Here is a 21,567-nt window from a genome sequence, read left to right as displayed (position 1 = left end):
GTGTCTCCCGGTTGTGCCCCGCACGGCGCGGGGCGCCGGACGTTCTTACCCCTTGATCAGCGATTCGGCCCCATCCACCCAGATCTCGGTGCCGGTGATGTGGTCGGACACGTCGGAGGCCAGAAAAAGCACCAACTGTGCCACCTGGCGGGCCTTGCCGGGCGCGTTCTCCAGCGGCTGGTTGCCCTCGGGAAACTTCACCGGAATCTGCACCTTGTCCAGGTCGCGCTTCTCGGTGTTGTCGTCGATGCTGCTCTCGATGGCGCCCGGGCAGATCACGTTCACACGCACCTTGGACGGCGCCAGTTCCAGCGCCATCATCTTGGTGAACGCCACCTGCCCCGCCTTGGACGCCGAGTATGCCGTCGCGCCGGTGTTGCTGAAGATGCGCGTGCCGTTGATGGACGCGTTCACGATCACCGATCCGCCGTTCTTCTTCAGGTGCGGCACCGCGTACTTCACCGTCAGAAAGGTGCCCTTGAGGTTGATGGTCAGCGTGCTGTCCCACTCCTCCGGCGTCAGCTCCTCGATGGGCGCCCACACGCCGTTTACGCCGGCGTTGGCAAAGACGACGTCCAGCCGGTTCCACGCGCCGATGATTTCCCTGATGGCGGCCTGCATCTCGTCCGGGTCCGACACGTCCGCGCAGACGCTCATCGCCGTGCCGCCCGCCTTTTCGATTTCCGCCACGACCGGGTCCAGGTTCTCGCGGTGGCGGCCCAGGACGGCCACCCGCGCGCCCTGCTCCGCGAACAGCAGCGCCGTCGCCTTGCCGATTCCTTCTCCGCCACCGGTGACCAGCGCCACCTTGTCCTTGAGCTGCATCGCCATTTCTCCGTTCGTTGTCCCGCGTTGGCCGAAGCCGCACGTTCACGCAAGCTCCGTGGCAGCACGGCGCAATCCGCGTCAGCGCAGGGGAAAGTGTTCCACCGCCTCGTAGCGCGCGGGGCCGCCGCCCAGGTGGCTTCGGTAGATGACCAGCTCGCGCACGGGCATCCGCAGGCCGAGGGAAGGCACGCGCGCGACCTCATCCGCCACCGTGCGCGCGGGCTGGATGCGGCTGAGCGTAAGGTGCGGGGTGAATCGCTTTTCTTCCGGCGCGAAGCCGGCGGCGCGCGCGGCGGATTCGGCGATGGCGGCGAGTTCGCGCAGGCGGTCCGCGCCTTCGTCCACGCCCATCCACAGCACGCGCGCGCGGCGCGGGTTGGGAAACGCGCCCAGCCCGCCGAACCCCACGTGGAACGCGGGGCCGAGGTCCGCCGCGGCCAGTGCATCGCGGATGGTGGCCCGGTCCGCGCGCGAGGTGTCGCCGAGGAAGCGCAGGGTCAGGTGCCAGTTGGCGGCGGGCGGCACGCGTCCGGGCACGCCGCCCGGCAGCGACGACCGCAGGTGCGCCGCAATCGCCTCCCGCGCCGCCTCCGTGAGCGCCACGGCGATGAACAGCCGCTCCAATCCGCTTTCCGCCATCTCTGCTCCTTGCGGCCTTCGCCCCGCGGGGGCGCATGACAATCTTCTCCCGACGCGGGGCGGAAAAGGGCGAACACCCCGGGTCCGGCGCGCACCGTTCAGGAATCGCGCATCCAGCAGATCGGGGGCCAGGGACGGTTCAAGGATGATCCGCCGAACCCGGCTTGGAGCGCGGCTGCATCAGCCCTGACGACCATCGAAAAATGCTGCCCGGCTTCGGCTTGCGAATCCGATCCGGGCGAATGCGCCGATCGTCTCACACCGCAGATGCGTTCTCCTCATCGGAATGCCCGGCTTGTGGCGGGTGGGGAACGATGGAGGGCCGCGGCACCGGGCGTGCATCCATCCTCCCGTGCGCAGTGTCCGCAGCAGTACCCGTCCATGCTGGCCGCCACACCGCTGGAGGTACGCGAGATGTCACGCTTTACCTGGATCGAGCACAAGGGAACGCGCATCCTCTTTGGCGACTTCAGAGAAGTCACGCGCTCCGACGACCTGACCGCGATGATCGAGGAAGGCAAGCGGGTGGTGAAGAATCAGCCGCCCAACTCGCTGCTGAGCCTGCTGGACGTGACGGGGCTGCGGTTTACGGTGGAGACGGCGCGGCTGCTGAAGGAAGGGATGGCGCACAACACGCCGTTCGTGAAGGCGACCGGGATCATCGGGCTTTCGGGGCTGCAGAAGGTGCTGTTCCAGGCCATCCGCCGGATTCGCGGCGTTACGATCGAGTCGTTCGCGACGCGCGAAGAAGCAATGGACTGGCTCATCACGAAGCGCTGAACGGCGATCCTCATCCGCCACACGCGACCGCCCTCCCCGGCACACAGGCCGGGGAGGGCGGTTTTCGTCGCGTGGATCAACGAGCATCGGCGGGTCCGCCATCCAGGAGCGAATTGAATTCGCCGCTGGAACAGCACGCAGTCCGCCTGCGCGGACTGCGGCGGCGGCGTTGGCGTGAGTGGCCGAAATTCGTGGGTCCGCCTGTCCAGGAGCGAATGAATTCGCCGCTGGAAAAGCACGAAGTCCGCCTGCGCGGACTGTGGCGGCGGACCGGTCGCGTGGCGGCAGAGTCAGCTTGGCGCAGGCTGACAACCGGGTGGGTTTTGGCACAGATGACAAGCGGGGTGCACCGCCTCGCCACTCTACCTCATCCTGACCTCAGGGCGTGGGGAGGGCGACCAGGATGGCGGTCACCAGGAGGACGAGGGCGGCCAGGCCCAGCTCCGCGCGGGAGGAGCGCTGAAGGCGGCGCGTTCCGTCCGCGCCCCCCATCGCGGGCACGACCTTCTTCCAGTTGTGCGAGCCCAGCGCCGCCACGCCGATCAGGATCGCCACCTTCAGCAGCAGCACGCGGCCCCAGGTGGTGCCCCACAGGTCCGCGCCGTGATCGATGTGAAAGAGCGAACTGATCACGCCCGTGACGGCAACCGTGGAGGCCGCCACCAGGGCCATCCGCGAGAACGCGCGCGCCATCGCCGCCACCGAGCCCTCCGCGTCGCCGCCGCCCGCGAACGCCGCGGGTACGCCCACCGCCAGCAGCATGGCCAGTGATCCCAGCCACACGCCCGCGCCCAGCACGTGCAGCGCATCGGCCAGAATGGCGATTCCCGTCACCCGCTCCACGGCCGCCGCGTGGCCGGAAAGGGCGGGAACGGCGGACAGCAGGATCACGCTTCCGCCCGCGCCCATCCACCCCGCCGCGCGTCCGTACGGCGCCCGCACGATCAGCATTCCCGCCGCGAACGCCAGCGTGGCAATGGCCTGAAGCACCCACGCCAGCCCCCACCCGGTGCCCAGCAGCAGCCGGTCCAGGCTGGCGCCGCTCCACCCCTGCTCCGTGAGCCCCAGCGCGGAGGCCTGCAGCAGCAGCCGCCCGCACAGCGCCACCACGGAAAGCGACGCCGCCGCGAGCGCGATGAAGCCCAGCCCCAGCTCCGCGCGCGCCGCCGTGGCCAGGTGCGCGGGGTCGCGCGCGATGCGCATCAGCACGCCGAAGCGGAACGCGGGCACGCCGATCATCCCCAGAAGCGCCACGAACCACACCCAGCGCATCGCGACGGCCAGCGGCGAATCCGCCTCGGACGACGACACGCCCGTGCTTCCCGGCTCCGCCGCCGTCACCGCGCCCGCCACCTCGGCGGGAGGAGTTCCCGGAGCGGCCGTGGCGGAAGCGGCGGCCGCGTCGGGGTTCGCCGTATCCGCCGCGACGGCCGTGTCCGCGGGGAGCGCGGTGGCGGGCTCCGCCTGGACGACAAAGGTGAACGAGCCGTTCAGCACGTGGCCGTCCGCGCCCGCCGTCCTCCATCGCGCCACGTACGATCCGGCGGCGAGCGGGCCCGTGTCGAGCGCGAACTCGTGGCCGGCGCTGTCCACCATGCGCACCGCGGGCGCGGGAACGGCGGCCCCGTCGCGCAGCAGCGTGAGGGTGGTGAGCGAGGCGTTCACCGGGCGCGAGAAGCGGACGCTCACCACGGACAAAGCCGCGCGGACGGTGTCGCCGTTGGCGGGTTGCGTGCGCTCCACCCGCGTGTGGGCGGCGGCGGGCGTGGCGCCCAGGACGCACGCGAGGGCCGCCGCGCACAGCAGTGCGCGGCGGCCCCAGGTCAGAATGTCAGAAGAGGAACGCAGAATCAGCCCCGGTCAGTGGGAGCCCATCCCCGCCGTCGCGGAATGCGGCCCGTGTGACGAAGTCATGTCGTCCAGGACGCCGTAGCTGCCCATGCGCATGGGGCCGGCGGAGCCCAGAAAGACGCGGAATCCAGCGGAAACGCTCCAGAACGTGCTCGCCCCGAACAGCGCGCGCGGCTCCACCCCTCCGCGTTCGGCCGACGCGCGAAAATGCTGCACCTCCACGAACGGCATGGTGGCGACGGGTCCGTCCGTCATCTGCCAGCCAAAGCCCGCGGTGCCGATAAGCCAGCGCGTGGCGCCGATGGGCTCGTCGTCGTGATGATAACGAAAGAAGCCGTCGTTCTCTGCCCCGGCGCCCTCACGCTCGAACTCCGGGCGTGTGCTGTACTCCACGCGGCCGTAGGGACGGGCGCGGCCGATGCCGCCCATCGCTTCACCCAGCACCGCCCAGTAGCCGTCCTCGTCGCCGCGCGGCTCGCTGCGCGACGCCTCCGCCAGCCCGTACAGCGTGCCCCAGCGGTAGCGGCCGGCGTGGCGCGCGTACGTGTTGAGGAGCGCCGTGCGTTCCGCGTGCCCGTCGTGCGACTCGCTGACGCTGCCGTACGAGCCGCTTACTTCCCACGGCGCCGTGGTTCCCGTCCCCCCAAAGCGGCGGATGAGGCGCGCGGACCAGGAATCGCCGAAGCTTTCGATGTTGGAAAAATCGTACGCCCCATCCGGCTCCTGCCCGCCGAACCACCCGGCTTCCACGCTCCACGGGCCGCGCAGGTACACCGCGTTCACCGTCCACCGTTCCAGAATCTGCGAAAGGTGGTGATTGGTGGGATACTTCGCCACCGGGCGCGACATGGGATCGTCCGTTCCGTACGGCGCGAAGCCCTTGCCGGCGCTGAGCGAGAACGATCCGCCCGCCGCGTTCCACAGATTCGCGCTCACCATGGCCTCATGGAGGAGCGTGTGCGGATGACGCCGGTCGATGAACCCCTCGCCCCACCCGCCGAACGTCAGTTCTCCGTCCGGCTGCGTGAGCCCTTCGACGTTGAGCGTGGTCCGCAGCACCAGGGCGGAGCCGGGCGACTGCAGGTTGATCATGGCGGCGGGCTGCGTAAGGTACAACTCCGTCCGCCGAAGCGGCGAGTCCTTCGGCGCGAGCCCGCTGGTGGCGATGAGGTACGCCTGCGCCATCCCCATGACGCTCCACCCGCCGCCGAGCGGGGCCATCCACATGCCGTGCCCCGCGCCGGGAACGCCGCTGCCGTGATCCATGGCGCTGTCGCCCATCGCGTGCCCGGCGTGCTCATTCGCCGTCATCGCCGCGTGCGCCGCGGGCGGAGCGGCGGGCGCCGTCATCCGCGCCTGCTCCTCCGCGCTCATGGTCATGTGATCGTGCGCGGCGGGCGGTGCGGCGGGCGCCGCCATCCGCGCGGAATCCGCCACCAAGCGGCGGCAGGCGAGCATCACGCGCTGGTGCGCCGTATCAGCCCGCACTACGCGGTGCGCGGTATCCGCCAGCATGCGCGCGCACGCGGCGGGCGTGATGGTGGCCGCATGGGCGCTGTCGTGCTGCGCGCCGCCGTGCGTGTGCTGCGCGGCGAGCGTGCCGTGGCTCGCGATCCCCAGAACGAGGATCGCGGCTGAAAACAGCCTGTACATTGGTAAGAACCCCTCAGATGCCGTGTCCGGCGCCGTCCACAGCGGCGGCGCGCGAGTGTGTCAGGCGGAGGGGTGTCGCGGAGGGGGCGGCTCGGTGGCCGGATGGTGCGAGGCGTACTCGGAACGCGCCACGGCCGCGCGTGCGGCGGATGCCGTGCCGTGCGACAGGGCGAGCGCGTGCGCCGCCGGCAGCGCCGAGACGCCGCACGACATGGCGATGCCGCACCCGGTGCTGGCGTGCTGCAGCGGATGGTGGTCGTGATTGGAGGAGGGCGCGTCCGGATGGGTGTGCGCCGCTCCGTGCCCCGCGTGGTGGGACGCATGATGCGGGGCGGACGCGTCCTGCCCGGCGGGCGCGGGTGCCATCGGGCAATCCACGGCCGCCGCCTGGGTCGTGCCGAAGCAGACCAGCAGCAGGAAAGTGAGCAGCGTCCTCATGACCTATAGGGTATACGGGTATCCGATTCCGCGCAACTGCCCGCGGGCTCCGGAGTAAACTGCCGTTTCACACGGAGGTCACGGAGGATGCACGGAGGACACGGAGGAAGGACAACAGCATTCATCACGCAGAGCAGCAGAGGAGCAGAGAACAGATAAAGCATTGTTGATGTTGTTCTTGCTTTTCCTCTGCTGCTCTGCTGCTCTGCGTGATCCCGATCCGTTGCTGTTCCTCCGTGTCCTCCGTGCATCCTCCGTGTACTCCGTGTGAAACGGAAGTTCTCCGATTGCGAGCACGGACGAAACCATGGATGCGGGGGATTTCCCGATTGCGCGGCGCGGCCGCCCGGCCGAGGTTTGCACCGAAGCGGCGGGGGACTTTCAACACGGTGGGACGGATGGAGATACGGACGGAGCAGGCCGCGGCCGGCGCGCAGGGCAGGGCGGACCGCGTGTTCGGGATCATCGGTGGCGCGCTGATGCTGCTGGCGCTGGTGTTTCTGGTGCGCTCCTTCACGGGCGGCGCACAGGACACGGGAACGCGGACAGCCGCCGCGCCCGCGCTGCGGATTCTGAGCCCCGCGCCGGGAACGGTCGCCGACCAGCCGCTGAGCGTGGAACTGGACGCCGGGACCGCGCTCACCCTGGGGCCCATGGGGTGGAACGCGGACGGGCGCCACCTGCACCTGTTCGTGGGCGGAACGGAGCTGATGGCCGCCTCCACGGAACTGGCGCCCGTGCGCGGCACCGTCTACCGGTGGACGCTCCCCCGCCTTCCCGCCGGAGCAACCACGCTGCGCCTGAGCTGGTCCGGCCAGGACCACCGCACCGTGGCCGAAGGCGCCTCGCAGACGGTTCCCGTCACACTGCGCTGACCGGACGCCGCGGCTGCGTTGACGGACCGCGGCGCTCCCCCTACCCTTGTGCCGTCCGTTTTCCTCCCCACGAATCCCCCTCCGGAGTTCCCCATGAACGTACCCGCCCTGCGCCCCCTGAGCGTCGGCGAAATCCTGGACGGCGCCTTCAAGGTGTACCGCAACCAGTTCGGCACCATGCTGGGCACCTCCATGGCGCTGTACCTTCCGCTGGCCGCCTTCCAGCTGGTGGCGGGCGCCATGACCAGCAGCATGACCGCCGGGAGCGACATCAACCCGGCAGCCGCCCTCACCGCGAGCCTGCTCGCCCTGCTGGCCATGCCGCTGTGGGTGGTGTGCTTTGTGGCCATGTTCGGCGCGCTCACCTACCAGGCCAGCCGCGCGTACATGGGGCAGCCCGTGTCTCCGCGCGACTCCATCCGCCACGGCTTTTCGCGCTTCTTCAGCCTGCTGGGCGCCCTGTTCCTGATGAGCCTGTGCATCGGCGTGGGGTTCCTGGGGCTGGTCATCGGCGCCGTGTTCGTGTGGATCATGCTCTTTGCCGTCATCCCCGCCGTGGTGGTGGAAGGGCGCGGCGCCGTCGAGTCGCTCACCCGCTCGCAGGAGCTGGCCCGCGGCGCGTGGGGCCCCATCTTCCTGGTGCTGCTGGTGGCCGTCATCATCACCGGGCTTCCCGGCTGGGCGGTGCAGATCCTGACCTCCCTGCAGGCCGAGCCCGGCACCATGTCCGCCGCCATCGGCGCCGCGGCCAGCACCGTGGTGGGCGCCATCACCGCGCCCTTTTCCATTGCCGCCACCGTGGTGCTGTACTACGACCGGCGGGTAAAGGCCGAAGCGCTGGACGTGCACCTGGCCGCCGGCATGGCCGGCGCCTGAGCCCGGCCCTTCTCCCGCGCGCCGCCGCCGTGGTTTGACCGCGGTGGCGGCGCGCCCTAGCTTGGCGGCGTTGCCCGGCGCCCCGCCCTTCTCATCCCCCGCTCCATGCTCCTGTCCATCCTGACCCGTGCGCCCGCGGGGGCAGCCGACCGCACCCCGCGCGCCTCCTGATGCCCATTCCCGACAGCACGGCCGTGCACCGGGCCGTGGAGGCCGTCTACCGCCGCCCGGAATACAATCCCGAGCCGCCCGAGTCCGTATGGGACCGCCTGATGGAGCCCATCGCGAACGCGTGGGAATGGCTGATCAACCGTCTGGGCATCTCCGACGGGCTGCGCTTCACCGCGCCCTACGTCTTCCTCCTCATCCTGGCCCTGCTGTCGATCGCGGCGCTGGCGATCCTGGGCTTCCTGGTGTGGAGCGCGGTGAGAACCACCCGTCCCGACCGGCCGGGCGCCGGCTCCGCCACCGGTGGACGCGTGCGCCTGACCCGCCCGCGCAGCGTGGACGAGTGGGACGACGAAGCGCGCCGCCTGGCCGCGGAGGGCCGCCTGCGCGAAGCTTCTGTAGCGCTGTACCACGCGCTGCTGCTGCGGCTGGAGCAGCGCGGCGCCCTGCGCTACGACCCCAGCAAGACGCCCGGCGACTATCGCCGCGAGGTGCGCGGGCAGGCCGACGCGGCCCGCACCCTCACCGGCTTTCTGCGCCGGTTCGAGCCCATCGTCTTTGGCGGGCGCGCGGTGGATGCGCAGTCGTACGAGGCGCTGCGCCAGGCGGCACGTCCGGAGGGCGCCCGTGGGTAGCCGCCGCGACACCCTTCTCCTCTTCGCGCTGATCGTCCTGGTTCTGCTGATGGGCTTTCTGGCGCGCAGCACGGAGGGGACGGGGGCGCAGGACTTTCGCGCCAGCAGCTTTCTGACCGGCCCCGCGGGGATGGGCGCGCTGTACCAGACGCTGCGCGAGCTGGACCTGCCGGTGCACCGGCGCACGCAGCCGTACGTGGACGCCGACCCCGTCGGGCGGGTGACGGTGCTGATCGCCCCGGAGGAATCGCCCTCCCCCGCGGAGGCGCACGCCATTCTGCAGGCGGTGCGCGAGGGCGGAACGCTGATCTTTGCGCTGCACCCCGCGGTGGGAGGCGGGCCGCTGTACGACTCGCTGGGGGTGTATCCGCACTCCCTGCGCGAGCCGGGACGCGGCACGCCGGAGTATTCGGCCGGGCGCGAAGCGCGCACCGAACCGCACCCGTGGACGCAGGGCACCGCCGCCGTAAAGGGAGTGCGCACCACCTTTGCCGACAGCTCGGAGGCGCTGGCCCGGCGCGGCGCCACCCGCCTGCTTTCCGTGGGACGCGAGGTGGCGGCCCTGTCGTGGCGGGAAGGGCGCGGGCAGGTGATGGTGTGGGCGGACCCGGTTCCGCTGACCAACCAGCACCTGCGCACCAGCGGCGCGGCCGCGATCTTTGCGCGGGCCGCGGCGCAGGGCGCGGGAGCGGACGGGCGCATCGAGTTCGGCGAGTGGTACCACGGGTTCCGCGGCGAGGGAAGCGTGGTTCGCGGGCTGCGCCTGTTCCTGGCGCACCACCCGGCCGGGCACGCGGCGCTGCAGGTGATGGCGGTGCTGCTGCTTCTGCTGGCCGTGGCGGGACGGCGCTTCGGCACGGCGCTGCCGCCGGCGCCTGCCCGCCGGCGCTCGCCGCTGGAGCACGTGGAGGCGCTGGCGGGCGCGTACCGGCAGGCGGGGGCGCAGCGCACCGCGCGCCGGCTGCTGGTGGCGGGACTGGCGCGGCGGCTGGGCCGGCGCGCGCCCGCGGACGAGGCCGGCGCGGCGGAGCTGATCGGCCGGCTGTCGGCGTCGAGCCCGGTGGGGCGGGACGCGGCGGCGGCGCTGCAGACGGAATGGAAGCGCGGGAGCGACGCCGACCTGGTGTCCGTGGCCCGTGGCGTTGACAGGCTACTGGACGAGGTCAGGAAACCGTGAGCACGCTGATGGGGAACGAAGTGGCGGCCGAAAAGGCCCACCGGGTGCTGGACTCGCTGAGCACCGTGATTCTGGGGCAGGAAGACATGCTCCGGCAGATGATGGTGGCGCTGCTGGCCGGCGGCCACGCGCTGCTGGAGGGGGTGCCGGGAACGGCCAAGACGCTCTCCATCCGCTCTCTGGCCATGGCGCTAGAGCTGCGGTTCGGCCGCGTGCAGTTCACCCCGGACCTCATGCCGACGGACCTGATCGGCGTGAACGTGCTGGATGAACTGAAGCGCGACTTCAGCTTTCACGCCGGCCCGGTGTTCACCGACCTGCTGCTGGCGGACGAGATCAACCGCGCGCCGGCCAAGACGCAGGCGGCGCTGCTGGAAGCCATGCAGGAGCGGCAGGTGACGGTGGATGGAAACACGCGGCCGCTCCCCGCCGGCTTCACCGTGTTCGCCTCGCAGAACCCGGTGGAGTACGAGGGAACGTACCCGCTGCCGGAGGCGCAGCTGGACCGCTTTCTTCTCAAGATCACCATCGGCTACCCGCCGCTGGAGGCGGAGCGCGCCATTCTGGACCGCTACGTGGGCGGCTTCAGCGCCGACCGCGCGGAAAGCTTCGGCATCCGACCGGTGCTGGGCGCGGGCGAACTGATCTCGCTTCGCCAGTCCGTGGCGACGGTGCACGTGGAGCCGACGATTCTGGACTACATCACCCGCATCGTGCGCTCCACGCGCGAGGAGCCCAGCCTGGCGCTGGGCGCGTCGCCGCGCGCCGGGGTGTCGCTCTTTCTGGCCGCGCGGGCCGAAGCCTTTCTGTCCGGCCGCGACTTCGTGGTGCCCGACGACGTCAAGGCGCTGGCCCTTCCCGTTCTGCGCCACCGCGTGGTGCTGACGCCGGAGGCCGAGGTGGAGGGGCAGTCGGTGGACGGGCGCCTGGCCGGGCTGCTCTCCACCCTTCCCGCCCCGCGCTGAGCCGCGTGCAGCTGAACGTGCTTCCCACGGGCCGCTGGCTTACGCTGGCGGCGGCGGCGTCCCTCGTCTTTCTGGTGAACGCGCCCCTGGCGCTGCTGCTGGACGCCATCCTCGTGCTGGCGCTGGCGGCGGACGCCCTGGCCGTGCCGGGTGAGGACAAGCTGCGCGTGTCCCGCCGTTCGCCGCCGCGCATTGCGCTGGGGGCGGACGCGGAAGTGGCGCTGCTGCTGGACAACCGCGCCGCGCGCCGCGTGCGCGTGCAGGTGACGGACGACCTTCCCGCCATCCTGTCGCGGGTGGGCGCGGACGTGGCGGACACGTGGCTGGGCGACCGGCGCGAGGAGCGGGTGGCGTACACGGTGCGCGCCGACCGGCGCGGTGACGCCCTGCTGGGCGACGTGCACCTGCGGGTGGCGGGCCCCGCGGGATTCGCGTGGCGGCAGCGGCGCGTGCACCGGGCAGACCCGCTGCGCGTGGTGCCCGGCGTGAACGAGGGAAAGCGCTACCGGCTGCTGGGCCTGCGCAACCGGCTGCGCGACGCCGGCTTCCGCAGCATGCGCCAGCGCGGCGAGGGCGGGCAGTTCGAGAGCCTGCGCGAGTACGTGCGGGGCGACGATCCGCGCAGCCTGGACTGGAAGGCCTCCGCGCGGCGCGGCGCGCTGATCATGCGGCAGTACCAGGTGGAGCGGCGGCAGAACGTGGTGCTGTGCATCGATGCCGGCCGCCTGATGACGCAGAAGGTGGGGGAGCGCGAGCGGCTGGACTACGCGCTGACCGCCGCGCTGCTGCTGGCGGACGTGGCCGGCGTGCACGACGACGCGGTGGGGCTGCTGGTCTTTTCCGACCGGGTGCACGCCTTCATCCCCCCGGCTCGCAACTCCATGACGCGGCTTTCGGAGGCGCTGGGGCAGGTGCACGCCTCCATGGTGGAGCCCAACTATCCCGCCGCGTTCACCTATCTTTCCAAGCAGGTGCGCAAGCGGTCGCTGCTGGTGCTGTTCACCGACATCCTGGACCCGCTCTCGTCCGCCGCGGTCGTTTCGCAGCTGGGGCGCGCGGCGGAGAAGCACCTGCCGCTGGTGGTGGCCATCCGCAACCCGGACGTGGAAGCCGCCGCCGCCGCGCCCGCGGATGATGAGGCCGGCGTGTACCGCCGCGCCGCCGCCGAGGAGCTTCTGCAGGCGCGCGCCGCCGCTCTCGCATCCATGCAGCGCTCCGGGGTGCTGGTGGCCGACACGCGCCCCGGAGATGCCGTGCCGGCGGTCATCAACCGCTACCTGGATGTGAAGCGGCGCGGATCGCTCTGAACTGCCGTTTCACACGGAGGCCACGGAGGATGCACGGAGGTCACGGAGTAAAGGTAACAACAGACTTCCTCACACAGAGCCGCAGAGACACAGAGAGAAGAACAGAAAGAAGGACTTCAGGTTGAACTCATCGCTTCCCCGTCTTTCTCTGCGTCTCCGTGGCTCTGCGTGAGGCCCTTCCTTTTCTTCTTTCTTTTCCTCCGTGCCCTCCGTGCATCCTCCGTGACCTCCGTGTGAAACGGCAGTTGTTCAAGAGACACGAGAAACGAAAACGCCCGCCGCGATCACGAGGATCGCGGCGGGCGTTCTGTCATCGAACCGACGACGGTCAGAGCAGAAAGTGCGAAAGAAGGTCGGGGGTGATGGTGGTGCGCTCGTCCACCTCGTCCCACAGATCCTTGTGCGGCTGCTGCGGCCCGCTGCCATGGTACAGGTGCACCAGCACGCCCTCGTTCTTGGCCGCGCGGATGGCGGGAAGGAAGTCGCTGTCGCCGGTGACCAGAATGGCGCGGTGAATCCGCTGCTTTACCGCCAGCATCGCCAGGTCCACGCCCAGGTAGATGTCCACCCGCTTCTGCTCAAAGATGGGGCGCTCCGTCTCCCGGTCCGTTCCGCGGTACTCCAGCTTGCCCTCGCGCACCTCGAACCGGTTCAGCCGGGTCAGGGCGTTGAAGAAGCGATGCTTGTTGTCGTACCGCTCCTGGTCCTGTTCGGAGGGGTTGGGGCCCATGTACGGAAGGCAGTGATAATAGTAGGTCCGCAGCAGTTCGTGCGGACGCGCCAGTTCGGCGGAAAGCTTTCCGAAGTCGATGCGCGGCGAGCCGCAGTCCCGGGAAACCCGGTCAAAGTACCCGCCGTCGATAAAGATGGCTGCGTTCATGGGTGCCGTCCAAGTAAACAAAGACCCGCCGCGCGGGCGGCGGGACAGGCTCTGTGGGCCGCCCTCGCGGCGGCCCGCGCAGACAGGCTTTTCCGCCTCGCGCCCCATGGTTTTACGGGTCGGCGCCCCATATGTCAAGCGCCCCCACGGAATGTCCATTCCCTTGCGGCGCAAAACCTTACGGCTCCCGCCACGAGCTGCACAGACTGCGTCCCCGGGTAGATGCAGTTGAATTGCGCGTTCGTGGCGGGAAGGGTTCTGATCAGCTTTCGGTTTCCGCCATCGGGCGTAGCTCAACCACGTCCAGCAGCGCGGCTTCGGCGGCCTCGCCAGACAGCAGGAGGCGCACCTGGTCCGGCAGCCCCTCCGCCACGGCCGCGTCGATTTCGCTGCGCTCCGCGGGGGTGAGCGGGGCCGGACGCCGGTCCAGCGCCGTCCACGCCAGCCCGGCGATTCCCGCCGCGGCGGCCAGCGGAAGGAGCGCGCGCAGCCATCGCGAACCCGCTGCGCGCGGGGCGGCGCGGCGGCGGGCCAGCGGCAATTGCGCCGCCGCGGCCACGCGGCCGCGCAGCCGCTCCCAGTCCGGCTCGTCGCGCGGTTCATCGCGCAGCGCGGCCAGCAGCGGGTCGCGTTCGATCGGATCCATCATCCATCACCTTTCCTGTCATACACGGCCAAAGCCTGCCGCAGTGCCCGGCGCGCCTCGTGAAGGTGCCAGCGCACCGTTCCATCGCTGATCTCCAGGATTTCGGCGATCTCCGGCCCGCCGAACCCTTCCATCTCGTACAGCTGTACGATCACCCGCTGCCGCTCGGGAAGATGGTCGATCGCCACCCGCAGCCGGTCGCGCAGCTCCGCCTGTTCGGCCTGCCGCTCCGGGGAGTGCGCGCCGGCGGCGGCGGTGTCCGGAATGGGGTCGGTGGCGCGGATCGCCCGCGCCTTGCGCTGGTTCAATCCCCGGTTGACCAGGATGCGGAAGAACCAGGGCGCGAACGGGCGGGCCGGATCGAATCCGTCGATCCGGGCGAGCACGGTCAGAAAGGCGTCCTGCACCAGGTCCTCTGCGTCTTCGCGGTTGCCCAGCAGCCGGTGGGCCACGCCGAACGCGCGGCGCATGTACCGCGTCACCAGCCGGTCGAACGCGGCGGGGTCGCCGCGGCGCACGCCCTCCAGCAGAACGCGCTCGTCCTCCTCCTCCGCCGGCGCGGAGGGGGAGGGGGAGGCGTGCACCGGGGCGATGGCCGTCACGGGCGGCGGTGCGCGCGGCGGCTACGAACGCGTGGCGGCCGGTTCGGCGCGGGGCGCCGCATCCGTGCCCGGCCCGCGGCCCCGCGTTCCGCGTCCGTGCCCGTCACGACCGCCGCGCCGGCCGCGCATTCCCCCGCGACGGTCTTCGCGCAGCACGCGCCGCACCTGCTGGCGCTGCTCCGGGGTCAGCACCGCGTTGGCGTCGCGCATGGCCCCGGCGATGTTTTCCCTCATCTCGCGGACGAGCGGCTGCATGGTGGACGGCACCTGCGGGTCGCGCCGCATCCGCCGCATCTCCTGGCGCCGCTGCTCCTCGGGCATGTTCTGCAACTGGGTGCGGCGCTCCGCCGCCCACCGCTGGCGCTCGGCGGACAGGCGCTCGCGGAGCGGGGCGTTGCGCGTTTCCAGCCCGCGGCCGATCTCCTGCAGCCGCGACACCTGCGCGTCCGTCAGGCCGATCTCGGCGCGGCGCTCCAGCAGGCGGTCCAGCGGGCGGCGGGGCTGCGCGCGCTGCTCCATGGGACGGCGCGCCGCGGGCGGTGCGGCGGGGGTCTGCGCGGCGGCGGGGACGGCGGCCGCGGCGGCCAGCGCCACGAAGGCGAATCGTACAAGGGACTTCATCGGCGGCAATCCTGACGGGGTTCGGTGCGTGCGGCGGCGGGGCGCCGCGTCTCGTGCATCCTCCAGTACCACTCCGCCCCGGCCGGCGTTGGGTGAGCAGTGCGTGGCGGAAACAGATGGTCGTTGCGAAAGGGGCGGAATTCCTGTATTCTCCTCGCATCCGCGGCCCCGCCGGACTCCTCTTCGCGGACCTCGTCGCCTCACCCGCCGTACCCGCAATCCGGCCGCCCCGCGCGGCCCGCCGTTCACCCGCCGCACCCGCCCGTACCCGATGCGCAATTTCGTGCTCCTGGCCGCCGCCGCGGCCGCGTTCGCCGCACCCCTGTGCGCCCAGCGCGCACCCGCCACGCCGCGCCGTCCCGCGCTGGCCGCCGCCGCCGACACCAACAGCGCCCAGGCCTACCTGGAGTTCGCGCAGGCCAACGTGGCCACGCGCCCGCAGATCGCCCGTGACGCCTTCTACTGGGCCTCGCAGATCGAGCCCGGCTCCGCCGACGCCCTGTACGGCCGCTACACCGCGGAACTGATGGTGGACGGCCTGCGGCTGGTGGACTACTGGGAAGGAGTGCGCCGCGTGGTGCGCTCGCCCGAGGTGCAGCGCATTGACTCGCTGTACTTCCGCGCGCTGACCATGAACCCGTTCCTGTACCGCCGGTACGAGACGGAGCTGTTCCGCGCGTACATGACGGCGTGGTACCGCAAGGAGATCGGGAGTTCCGAGGCGGGTCTCGACACCTGGATCAACCGCCGGGTTCAGAGCGGGAGTCCCGCGCTGCGCGCGCAGGACGCCTACGGCAAGGGCAACTTTGACGAGGCGCTGCGGCTGTACGACCAGGCCGTCCGCGACGCGCGGCGCAAGTCGTGGCTGCGCACGGAGCGCGCCCGCCTGTTCGCGCACGTGCGCAACGACTCGGCCGCCGCCGGCGAGTTCGGACGGGCGCTGGCGGACCTGCGCCGCGAAGACCAGCGCGACGTGGTGTACCTGTACGAGAGCAAGGCGCTGCTGGAGTTCGGCATGGGGCAGCTTCACGAGCGCATGGGCGAGGCCGATGCCGCCCGTGAAGCGTACGGCCGCGCCATCGCCGAGGACCTGGCCTTCTACCCGGCGCACGTGCGTCTGGGGATGATGGCGATGGCCGCCGGCGACACCGCCACCGCGGTTTCGGAAATGAGCCTGGCCGCCGAGGGCGGCGCGGTGGAGCCCACCGTCAACTACGCGTACGCCACCATCCTGGCGCGCGCCGGCCGCGTGGACGACGCGGTGACGCAGTTGCAGAGCGTCATCGACCGCGCTCCCTTCTACGCCGATCCGTACCTGGTGATGGGCGCGCTGCGCGACGGGCAGGGCAAGCCGGCCGAGGCCGCGGCCGCCTACCGCGGCTTCGTGCAGCGCGCGGCCCGCAACCACCCGCGCCTGGCCGCCGCCCAGCAGCGCCTGCAGGAGCTGGAAGCCGCCCCCGCCTCGTCGGACGGCCGCTGATCTCCGCGCGGGACGCGCCGCCTTCGCGCGGCGCGTCCCGCTGTTGTTCCGGATCCGCATCCGGTGCACAGGTACTCAATCCTGTCCACGAGCCCGCGATCGCGAACCGCCGGTCCGGCCTTCCGGTGGAAGGCTGCTGGCGGCGGGCGTGGACGATCATCCACACGAGCACGATCGAAGCTGATCCGCATCTGATTCCGAACCACCTTCATGTGACCCGATGACGATCATCAACAGAACTCCCCGGCGGACGCGGGCGCTTCCGCGCGCGCTCCTGCTCCTGGCCGCCGCCGCGGTCCCCATGACGGACACCGGCGTGGAGGCGCAGCGCGGCCGGCCCGCGCCGCGACGGCCCGCGCTGGAAGCGGGCGCCGACACCAACAGCGCCGCCGCGTACCTCCAACTGGGCAACCAGTCGCTGCACAACCGGCCGGACGTGGCGCTGGCCGCCTTTCACTGGGCCGCGCAGCTGGACCCCGGCTCCGCCGAGGCGCTGTACGGCCGCTACGCCGCCGAGCTCGTGTCTGATCCGCGCCGGCTGGTGAACTACATGGAGGGGCGGCGGCAGGTGGTGAACTCGCCGGCGGTGCAGCGCATCGACTCCATGTACTTTCGCGCGCTGACGATGGACCCGTTTCTGTACCGCCGCCACGAGACGGAGGTGGTGCGCGTGTACCTGCGCACCCTGGCGCGCGCGGCCCTGGAGCGCGAGGAGGGGCCGGGCGGGGTGAACGACGCGCTGATCTCGCACTGGATCGACGTGTGGCTGCAGAACGCCGGCCCCACGCTGCGTGCCCAGCGCGCGTACGGCGACGGGCGCTTTGGCGACGCGCTGCGGCTGTACGACGAGGCGCTGGGCGGGCGCGGGCGAAAGTCGTGGCTGCGCACGGAGCGGGCGCGGCTGTACGCTCACATCCAGAACGACTCCGCCGCCGCGGCCGAGTTCACCCTGGCGCTCAACGACCTGCGCGGCGAGGACGAGCGCGACCTCGTCTACCTGTATGAAAGCAAGGCGCTGCTGGAGTACGGCATGGGCCGGCTGCACGAGCGCATGGGCAACGAGGCCGCCGCGCGCGAGGCGTACGGCCGCGCCCTGGCCGAAGACCTTTCCTTTTACCCGGCGCACATGCGCATGGGGGTGATGGCGCTGATGGCGGGCGACACCACCACCATGAACACCGAGCTGGAGCTGGCCACCGAAGCCGCGGCCGGCGAACCCGCCGTGGGCTACGTGCACGGCGTGGCGCTGATGCAGGCGGGCCACCTGGAGCGCGGCGCCGAGCGGCTGGCCGGCGTGACCCAGGCGGCGCCGTACTTTGCGGACGGCTGGTTCGCGCTGGGGGTGGCGCGCGAACGGATGGGCGACCGCTCCGCCGCGCTCAACGCCTACCGCGCCTTTCTGGCCCGCGCCCCGCGCGGCCACGCCCGCATCGCCGTGGCCGAGCGCCTCGTTCGTGAACTGGACCTTTCCCTGCCGGCCCCCGGAGCCAACTGATGACGATTCGCATTCGCGCGGCGGCGCTGCTCGCCGCCCTTGCCCTTCCCGCCGCGGCGCACGCGCAGGCCAGCGGCGCCACGCGCCCGCGCACGCTCAGCGAAGACCTGCAGCTGTTCAGCCAGGTGCTCAACCAGATCCGCGTCAACCACCCGGACTCGCTGGATTCGCACCGGGTGATGATGTCGGCCATTCAGGGGCTGGTGACGGCGACGGATCCGCACTCGTACGTAATCCCGGCCACGCGCCTTTCCGCGGACCGCATGGCGCAGCTTCGCGCCGGCCGGCTGATGGAAGTGCCCATCGACTTCCAGTACGTGGGCTCCGTGCCCGTGGTGGCCGCGGTGGCGCCCGGCACCCGCGCCGCGCGGGAAGACATCATCCGGGGCGACGTGCTGGTGGCGGTGGACGGACAGCCGGTGCTGGCGGAAAGCGCCATGGAGCTTTCCGCCCTGCTGGCCGGCGCGCGCGGATCCACGGTGAACCTGCGCTTTGAGCGCGAGCGCACCGACGGCACCCGCGTGGAGCTGGACCGCCCGGTGCGCCGCGAGCGCGGCGACGAGGAAAGCGCCGTCCCCGTGGCCATCATGCTGGACGCGCAGACCGGCTACCTGCGCGTCACCACCTTCAGCAACGACAAGGTGGCCGAGGACCTGCGCGCCGCCGTGTCGCGGCTGGAAGGCCAGGGAATGCGGCGCCTGCTGCTGGACCTGCGCGACAACGGGGGCGGCATCGTGAGCGAGGCGTCCAACATCGCCAGCCTCTTCCTGCCCACGGGCGCCACGGTGTACGTGTCCGAGGGGCGCAAGGCCGAGGTGCACGACAGCGTCACGGTGCGCGGCGGCCTGTTCCGGCGCGACCGGGCGTACCCGCTGGTGGTGATGGTGAACGAGGGCACGGCCAGCGCCTCGGAGCTGCTTTCGGGCGCGCTGCAGGACAACGACCGCGCGCTCGTCGTGGGCCGGCCCACGTTCGGCAAGGCGCTGCTGATGCAGGGCTTTCCGCTGACGGACGGCTCGCTGATGATGCTGGTGATCGGCCACGTGAAGACGCCGTGCGGGCGCGTGGTGCAGCGGCAGTACCGCGGGCTGCGGCAGGCGGACTACTACCGTCTGGCCCGCACGCAGCGCGACACGGCGGGGCGGCCCACCTGCCGCACCGTGGGCGGGCGCACCGTGTACGGCGGTGGCGGCATCTATCCGGACGTGGTGATGCCGGAGGAAGAGCCCACGCCGGTGTGGCTGGCGCGGCTTTCGGAGCAGGGTGTGGTGACGCGCTGGGTGGGCGCGTACCTGACCGAGCAGGCGGCGGCGTTCACCACGGCGGACGCGCTGGCGGCCGATCCGCGGCTGCCGGCGGGCGGGCTGGCGGGCTTTCGCGCCTTTGCCACGGCGCAGGGGCAGACGCTGCCGCAGGGTGCCGACGCGGACCGCGCGCTGGAGCACATGCTGCTCCCGGTGCTGGCGGGCGCCAAGTGGGGTTCGGCGGGCTACTACCGTGTGTCGGCGGCGCTGGACCCGCAGATCACCGCCGCCGCCGCCGAATTCGGCCGCGCCGGCCAGATCCTGAACGCCGCCCCCTGATCGTGATCGTGGGTGGATCAAAAGAAGGAGCGCTCCACGCCGGGGCGCTCCTTCGTCTTTGTACGGCGATCTGCTCCAAAGACCACGACGGACTTCTGTCTCTCGCACTGACGCACTCACGCACCCAGCACTCACGCACTTCAGTTCCGAGCGTGCCCCCGCTGCGCGGGGTCGGGCTTCGCGCGCCGTAGGCAACGATACAGCTGTTGCCAACGGCGCCGAGCCCCCGGTTCGCGCCACGGTTGATCTCGTCGAGCGGAGTCGAAGCACGCGCGAACCGGGTTCTCGGCCCTCCGGGCGCGAATCCCTCACGCAACTCACCGCCGCCACACGCCCCGCTGGAACTCGCCATTTCTCCCGCCGCCCGACGATCCCCGCCGCCACGCCGAAGCGGCGGCCACAGTCCGCGCAGGCGGACTTCGTGCTTTTCCAGCGGCGAATTCATTCGCTCCTGGACAGGCGGACTCACGATGGTCGGCCCCTCACGCCAAAGCCGCCCCAGCAGTCCGCGCAGGCGGACTTCGCGCCGTTGTTGCCGCGACTTCAGTCGCCCCAGCACCGGCCTCGGCGACTTCCGGCGCCCGCATCCGCGCGGACGGCACGCTCCTTCTATGCATCCACCCGGAACACCGCCGCGCGACGGCGAGAGGCATCCCGATCCCCACCTCCAGCGACCCACCGTGAACAGCGACAACCGCCTTCCCGCCCGCGACGAACGGCTGCGGCGCCTGGACTCGCTCAGCTACCTGCTCGACAACTCCATCCGCGTTCCCGGCACGCAGGCGCGCGTGGGGCTGGACGCCGTCATCGGCCTCATCCCCGGCTTCGGCGACATCGCGGGCTCGGCCATGTCGGCGTACATCGTGGTGCAGGCGGCGCGGATGGGGGCATCCGTCCCCACCCTCATGCGCATGCTGCTGAACGTGGGCACCGAGGCGCTGGTGGGCACCATCCCGTTCGCGGGCGACCTGTTCGACGCGGCGTGGAAGTCCAACGCGCGCAACGTCACCCTGCTGCGCCGGGAGATGGAGGTGCCCGGCAGCACCCGCCGCGGCAGCGCGGCGGTCGTTATCGGGGTGATGGTGGCGCTGCTGGCCATCTTTGGCGTATTCGGCTTCATCGCGTTCCTCATCGCCCGCGCGCTCTGGCGGTTCATCTTCTGAGGCGCACCATCGTCTGGATGGACATGTCCTGGTGCCGCAACCATCCGCGGCGCCCGGACGCGTCTCTGGACGAGGCATCGGCCGCGCCGGCCCGCTGCGCCTGGTCGCTTCAACCCGGTCAGCCGACCCGGTGTACGCCGAAACCCGCATCCTCCCCATCCGTACACATCCGCAACTCTGGATTCCGCACATCCGCATCCCTGCATGGACGATGATTCAACAATCGCTGGACCGGCTGCACGCCCGGGTGGCGGCGTGGTGGTGGGCTTATCCGTTCACGGCCGTCACGCGCGGGCTGCTGGCGCTGTCCTTCATGCCGTCGGGGATGGTGAAGCTCATGGGCCACCGTTTCACGACGCTGCCGCTCAGCAGCCCGGTCGGCTTCTTCTTTGAGGCGATGTACCGCACCGGGTTCTACTGGAACTTCCTGGGTTTCGCGCAGGTGGCGGCTTCCGTGCTGCTCATCTTTCCGCGGACGGCCACGCTGGGGGCGGTGGTGTTCTTTCCCGTCATCCTCAACATTTTTCTGATCACCGTGTCCGTCGGCTTCGCTGGGACGTCGTTCATCACCGGGGCGATGCTGCTGGCGGGGCTGTACCTGCTGTGCTGGGACTACCCGCGCCTCAAGGGGATCGTCTTTCCCCAGCCGACGGCGCTCGGCCGCACCGCGCCGGCGTGGAGCGACGCGCGCATGCTGGCGATGACGGCAACCGTGGTGCTGGGCGCCGGGCCCACGCTGGTGATGGTGACGCGCGGCCTGGGCGGGCGCGGCTCGCTGATGGCGGGATTGGCGATGTTCGCCGTCTGCGCGGCGATCGGGCTCTGGCAACTGGTGATCGGCTACCGCGCCGCGCGACGTCCACAGGCCGCGTAGCAGTTCATCGACCGGGAACAAGAAAGCGCCC

21 protein-coding genes are annotated in these 21,567 nt (G+C 71.1%); 12 read left to right on the top strand and 9 right to left on the bottom strand.

Going from position 1 to position 21,567, the window contains the following annotated elements:
* Window positions 1–45: 45 nt before the first annotated feature.
* Both HNQ61_RS25715 and thpR read right to left on the bottom strand, forming a co-directional pair.
* On the bottom strand, window positions 46–825 hold the full coding sequence (locus tag HNQ61_RS25715) for an SDR family oxidoreductase (RefSeq protein WP_170034135.1): 780 nt from the start codon (window positions 823–825) through the stop codon (window positions 46–48).
* Window positions 826–906: 81 nt separating this feature from the next.
* The gene (thpR, locus tag HNQ61_RS25710) at window positions 907–1,467 is read right to left on the bottom strand and encodes an RNA 2',3'-cyclic phosphodiesterase (RefSeq protein WP_170034137.1); all 561 of its coding nucleotides are present in this window, start codon (window positions 1,465–1,467) and stop codon (window positions 907–909) included.
* Between the two features lie 381 nt (window positions 1,468–1,848).
* Between thpR and HNQ61_RS25705 the strand changes: the two genes are divergently transcribed.
* A complete protein-coding gene (locus HNQ61_RS25705) occupies window positions 1,849–2,247 on the top strand; it encodes a hypothetical protein (protein ID WP_221305283.1) in 399 nt (132 codons plus the stop codon).
* A 378-nt stretch (window positions 2,248–2,625) separates the two neighbouring features.
* Here the strand turns inward: HNQ61_RS25705 and HNQ61_RS25700 are convergent, their stop codons facing one another.
* The 3 genes from HNQ61_RS25700 to HNQ61_RS25690 all read right to left on the bottom strand — a co-directional run bounded on the left by HNQ61_RS25700 (window position 2,626) and on the right by HNQ61_RS25690 (window position 6,189).
* Entirely contained in the window at window positions 2,626–3,990 is a 1,365-nt protein-coding gene (locus HNQ61_RS25700) for a CopD family protein (RefSeq protein ID WP_170034141.1), read from the bottom strand.
* A 117-nt stretch (window positions 3,991–4,107) separates the two neighbouring features.
* Entirely contained in the window at window positions 4,108–5,751 is a 1,644-nt protein-coding gene (locus HNQ61_RS25695; protein WP_170034143.1) for a hypothetical protein, read from the bottom strand.
* Between the two features lie 60 nt (window positions 5,752–5,811).
* Entirely contained in the window at window positions 5,812–6,189 is a 378-nt protein-coding gene (locus tag HNQ61_RS25690) for a hypothetical protein (protein ID WP_170034145.1), read from the bottom strand.
* Between the two features lie 398 nt (window positions 6,190–6,587).
* On the opposite strand from HNQ61_RS25690, the gene HNQ61_RS25685 reads away from it, so the two are divergent.
* The 6 genes from HNQ61_RS25685 (at window position 6,588) to HNQ61_RS25660 (ending at window position 12,192) form a co-directional block, all read left to right on the top strand.
* A complete protein-coding gene (locus tag HNQ61_RS25685; RefSeq protein WP_170034147.1) occupies window positions 6,588–7,064 on the top strand; it encodes a hypothetical protein in 477 nt (158 codons plus the stop codon).
* Between the two features lie 93 nt (window positions 7,065–7,157).
* The gene (locus HNQ61_RS25680; RefSeq protein ID WP_170034149.1) at window positions 7,158–7,940 is read left to right on the top strand and encodes a DUF7847 domain-containing protein; all 783 of its coding nucleotides are present in this window, start codon (window positions 7,158–7,160) and stop codon (window positions 7,938–7,940) included.
* A 170-nt stretch (window positions 7,941–8,110) separates the two neighbouring features.
* Window positions 8,111–8,743, top strand: coding sequence for a DUF4129 domain-containing protein (locus HNQ61_RS25675; RefSeq protein ID WP_170034152.1), 633 nt, complete (start codon window positions 8,111–8,113; stop codon window positions 8,741–8,743).
* Window positions 8,736–9,920, top strand: a complete 1,185-nt coding sequence (locus tag HNQ61_RS29375; protein WP_170034154.1) for a DUF4350 domain-containing protein — start codon at window positions 8,736–8,738, stop codon at window positions 9,918–9,920. Before HNQ61_RS25675 ends, HNQ61_RS29375 begins: the two co-directional genes overlap by 8 nt.
* A complete protein-coding gene (locus HNQ61_RS25665) occupies window positions 9,917–10,885 on the top strand; it encodes an AAA family ATPase (RefSeq protein WP_205761400.1) in 969 nt (322 codons plus the stop codon). Before HNQ61_RS29375 ends, HNQ61_RS25665 begins: the two co-directional genes overlap by 4 nt.
* Before the next feature lie 5 nt (window positions 10,886–10,890).
* Complete coding sequence (locus HNQ61_RS25660) at window positions 10,891–12,192, top strand: DUF58 domain-containing protein (protein WP_170034156.1); 1,302 nt, start codon at window positions 10,891–10,893, stop codon at window positions 12,190–12,192.
* A 328-nt stretch (window positions 12,193–12,520) separates the two neighbouring features.
* Here HNQ61_RS25660 and HNQ61_RS25655 read toward each other — a convergent pair whose 3' ends face one another.
* The 4 genes from HNQ61_RS25655 to HNQ61_RS25640 all read right to left on the bottom strand — a co-directional run bounded on the left by HNQ61_RS25655 (window position 12,521) and on the right by HNQ61_RS25640 (window position 14,941).
* Window positions 12,521–13,072: an NYN domain-containing protein gene (locus tag HNQ61_RS25655; RefSeq protein ID WP_170034158.1), complete on the bottom strand. Its 552-nt coding sequence runs from the start codon at window positions 13,070–13,072 to the stop codon at window positions 12,521–12,523.
* A 262-nt stretch (window positions 13,073–13,334) separates the two neighbouring features.
* Window positions 13,335–13,721, bottom strand: coding sequence for a hypothetical protein (locus tag HNQ61_RS25650; RefSeq protein WP_170034160.1), 387 nt, complete (start codon window positions 13,719–13,721; stop codon window positions 13,335–13,337).
* Window positions 13,718–14,320: a sigma-70 family RNA polymerase sigma factor gene (locus HNQ61_RS25645; protein ID WP_170034163.1), complete on the bottom strand. Its 603-nt coding sequence runs from the start codon at window positions 14,318–14,320 to the stop codon at window positions 13,718–13,720. Before HNQ61_RS25645 ends, HNQ61_RS25650 begins: the two co-directional genes overlap by 4 nt.
* A gap of 21 nt (window positions 14,321–14,341) precedes the next feature.
* Window positions 14,342–14,941 carry a hypothetical protein gene (locus HNQ61_RS25640; RefSeq protein WP_170034165.1) on the bottom strand — a complete coding sequence of 200 codons (600 nt, stop codon included), beginning with the start codon at window positions 14,939–14,941 and terminating at the stop codon, window positions 14,342–14,344.
* A 271-nt stretch (window positions 14,942–15,212) separates the two neighbouring features.
* On the opposite strand from HNQ61_RS25640, the gene HNQ61_RS25635 reads away from it, so the two are divergent.
* From HNQ61_RS25635 to HNQ61_RS25615, 5 genes are all read left to right on the top strand, one after another.
* A complete protein-coding gene (locus HNQ61_RS25635) occupies window positions 15,213–16,421 on the top strand; it encodes a tetratricopeptide repeat protein (protein WP_170034167.1) in 1,209 nt (402 codons plus the stop codon).
* A 220-nt stretch (window positions 16,422–16,641) separates the two neighbouring features.
* A complete protein-coding gene (locus HNQ61_RS25630; protein WP_170034169.1) occupies window positions 16,642–17,916 on the top strand; it encodes a tetratricopeptide repeat protein in 1,275 nt (424 codons plus the stop codon).
* Window positions 17,916–19,499 (top strand): S41 family peptidase, encoded by a 1,584-nt coding sequence (locus tag HNQ61_RS25625; RefSeq protein WP_170034171.1) that lies wholly within the window; start codon window positions 17,916–17,918, stop codon window positions 19,497–19,499. Before HNQ61_RS25630 ends, HNQ61_RS25625 begins: the two co-directional genes overlap by 1 nt.
* 680 nt (window positions 19,500–20,179) lie before the next feature.
* Window positions 20,180–20,662: a DUF4112 domain-containing protein gene (locus tag HNQ61_RS25620; RefSeq protein ID WP_205761402.1), complete on the top strand. Its 483-nt coding sequence runs from the start codon at window positions 20,180–20,182 to the stop codon at window positions 20,660–20,662.
* Between the two features lie 211 nt (window positions 20,663–20,873).
* Window positions 20,874–21,536: a hypothetical protein gene (locus HNQ61_RS25615; RefSeq protein ID WP_170034175.1), complete on the top strand. Its 663-nt coding sequence runs from the start codon at window positions 20,874–20,876 to the stop codon at window positions 21,534–21,536.
* Window positions 21,537–21,567: the final 31 nt, after the last annotated feature.

The organism is Longimicrobium terrae (assembly GCF_014202995.1).
GTDB lineage: Bacteria > Gemmatimonadota > Gemmatimonadetes > Longimicrobiales > Longimicrobiaceae > Longimicrobium > Longimicrobium terrae.
This window is presented reverse-complemented; position numbering and strand designations above follow the sequence as displayed.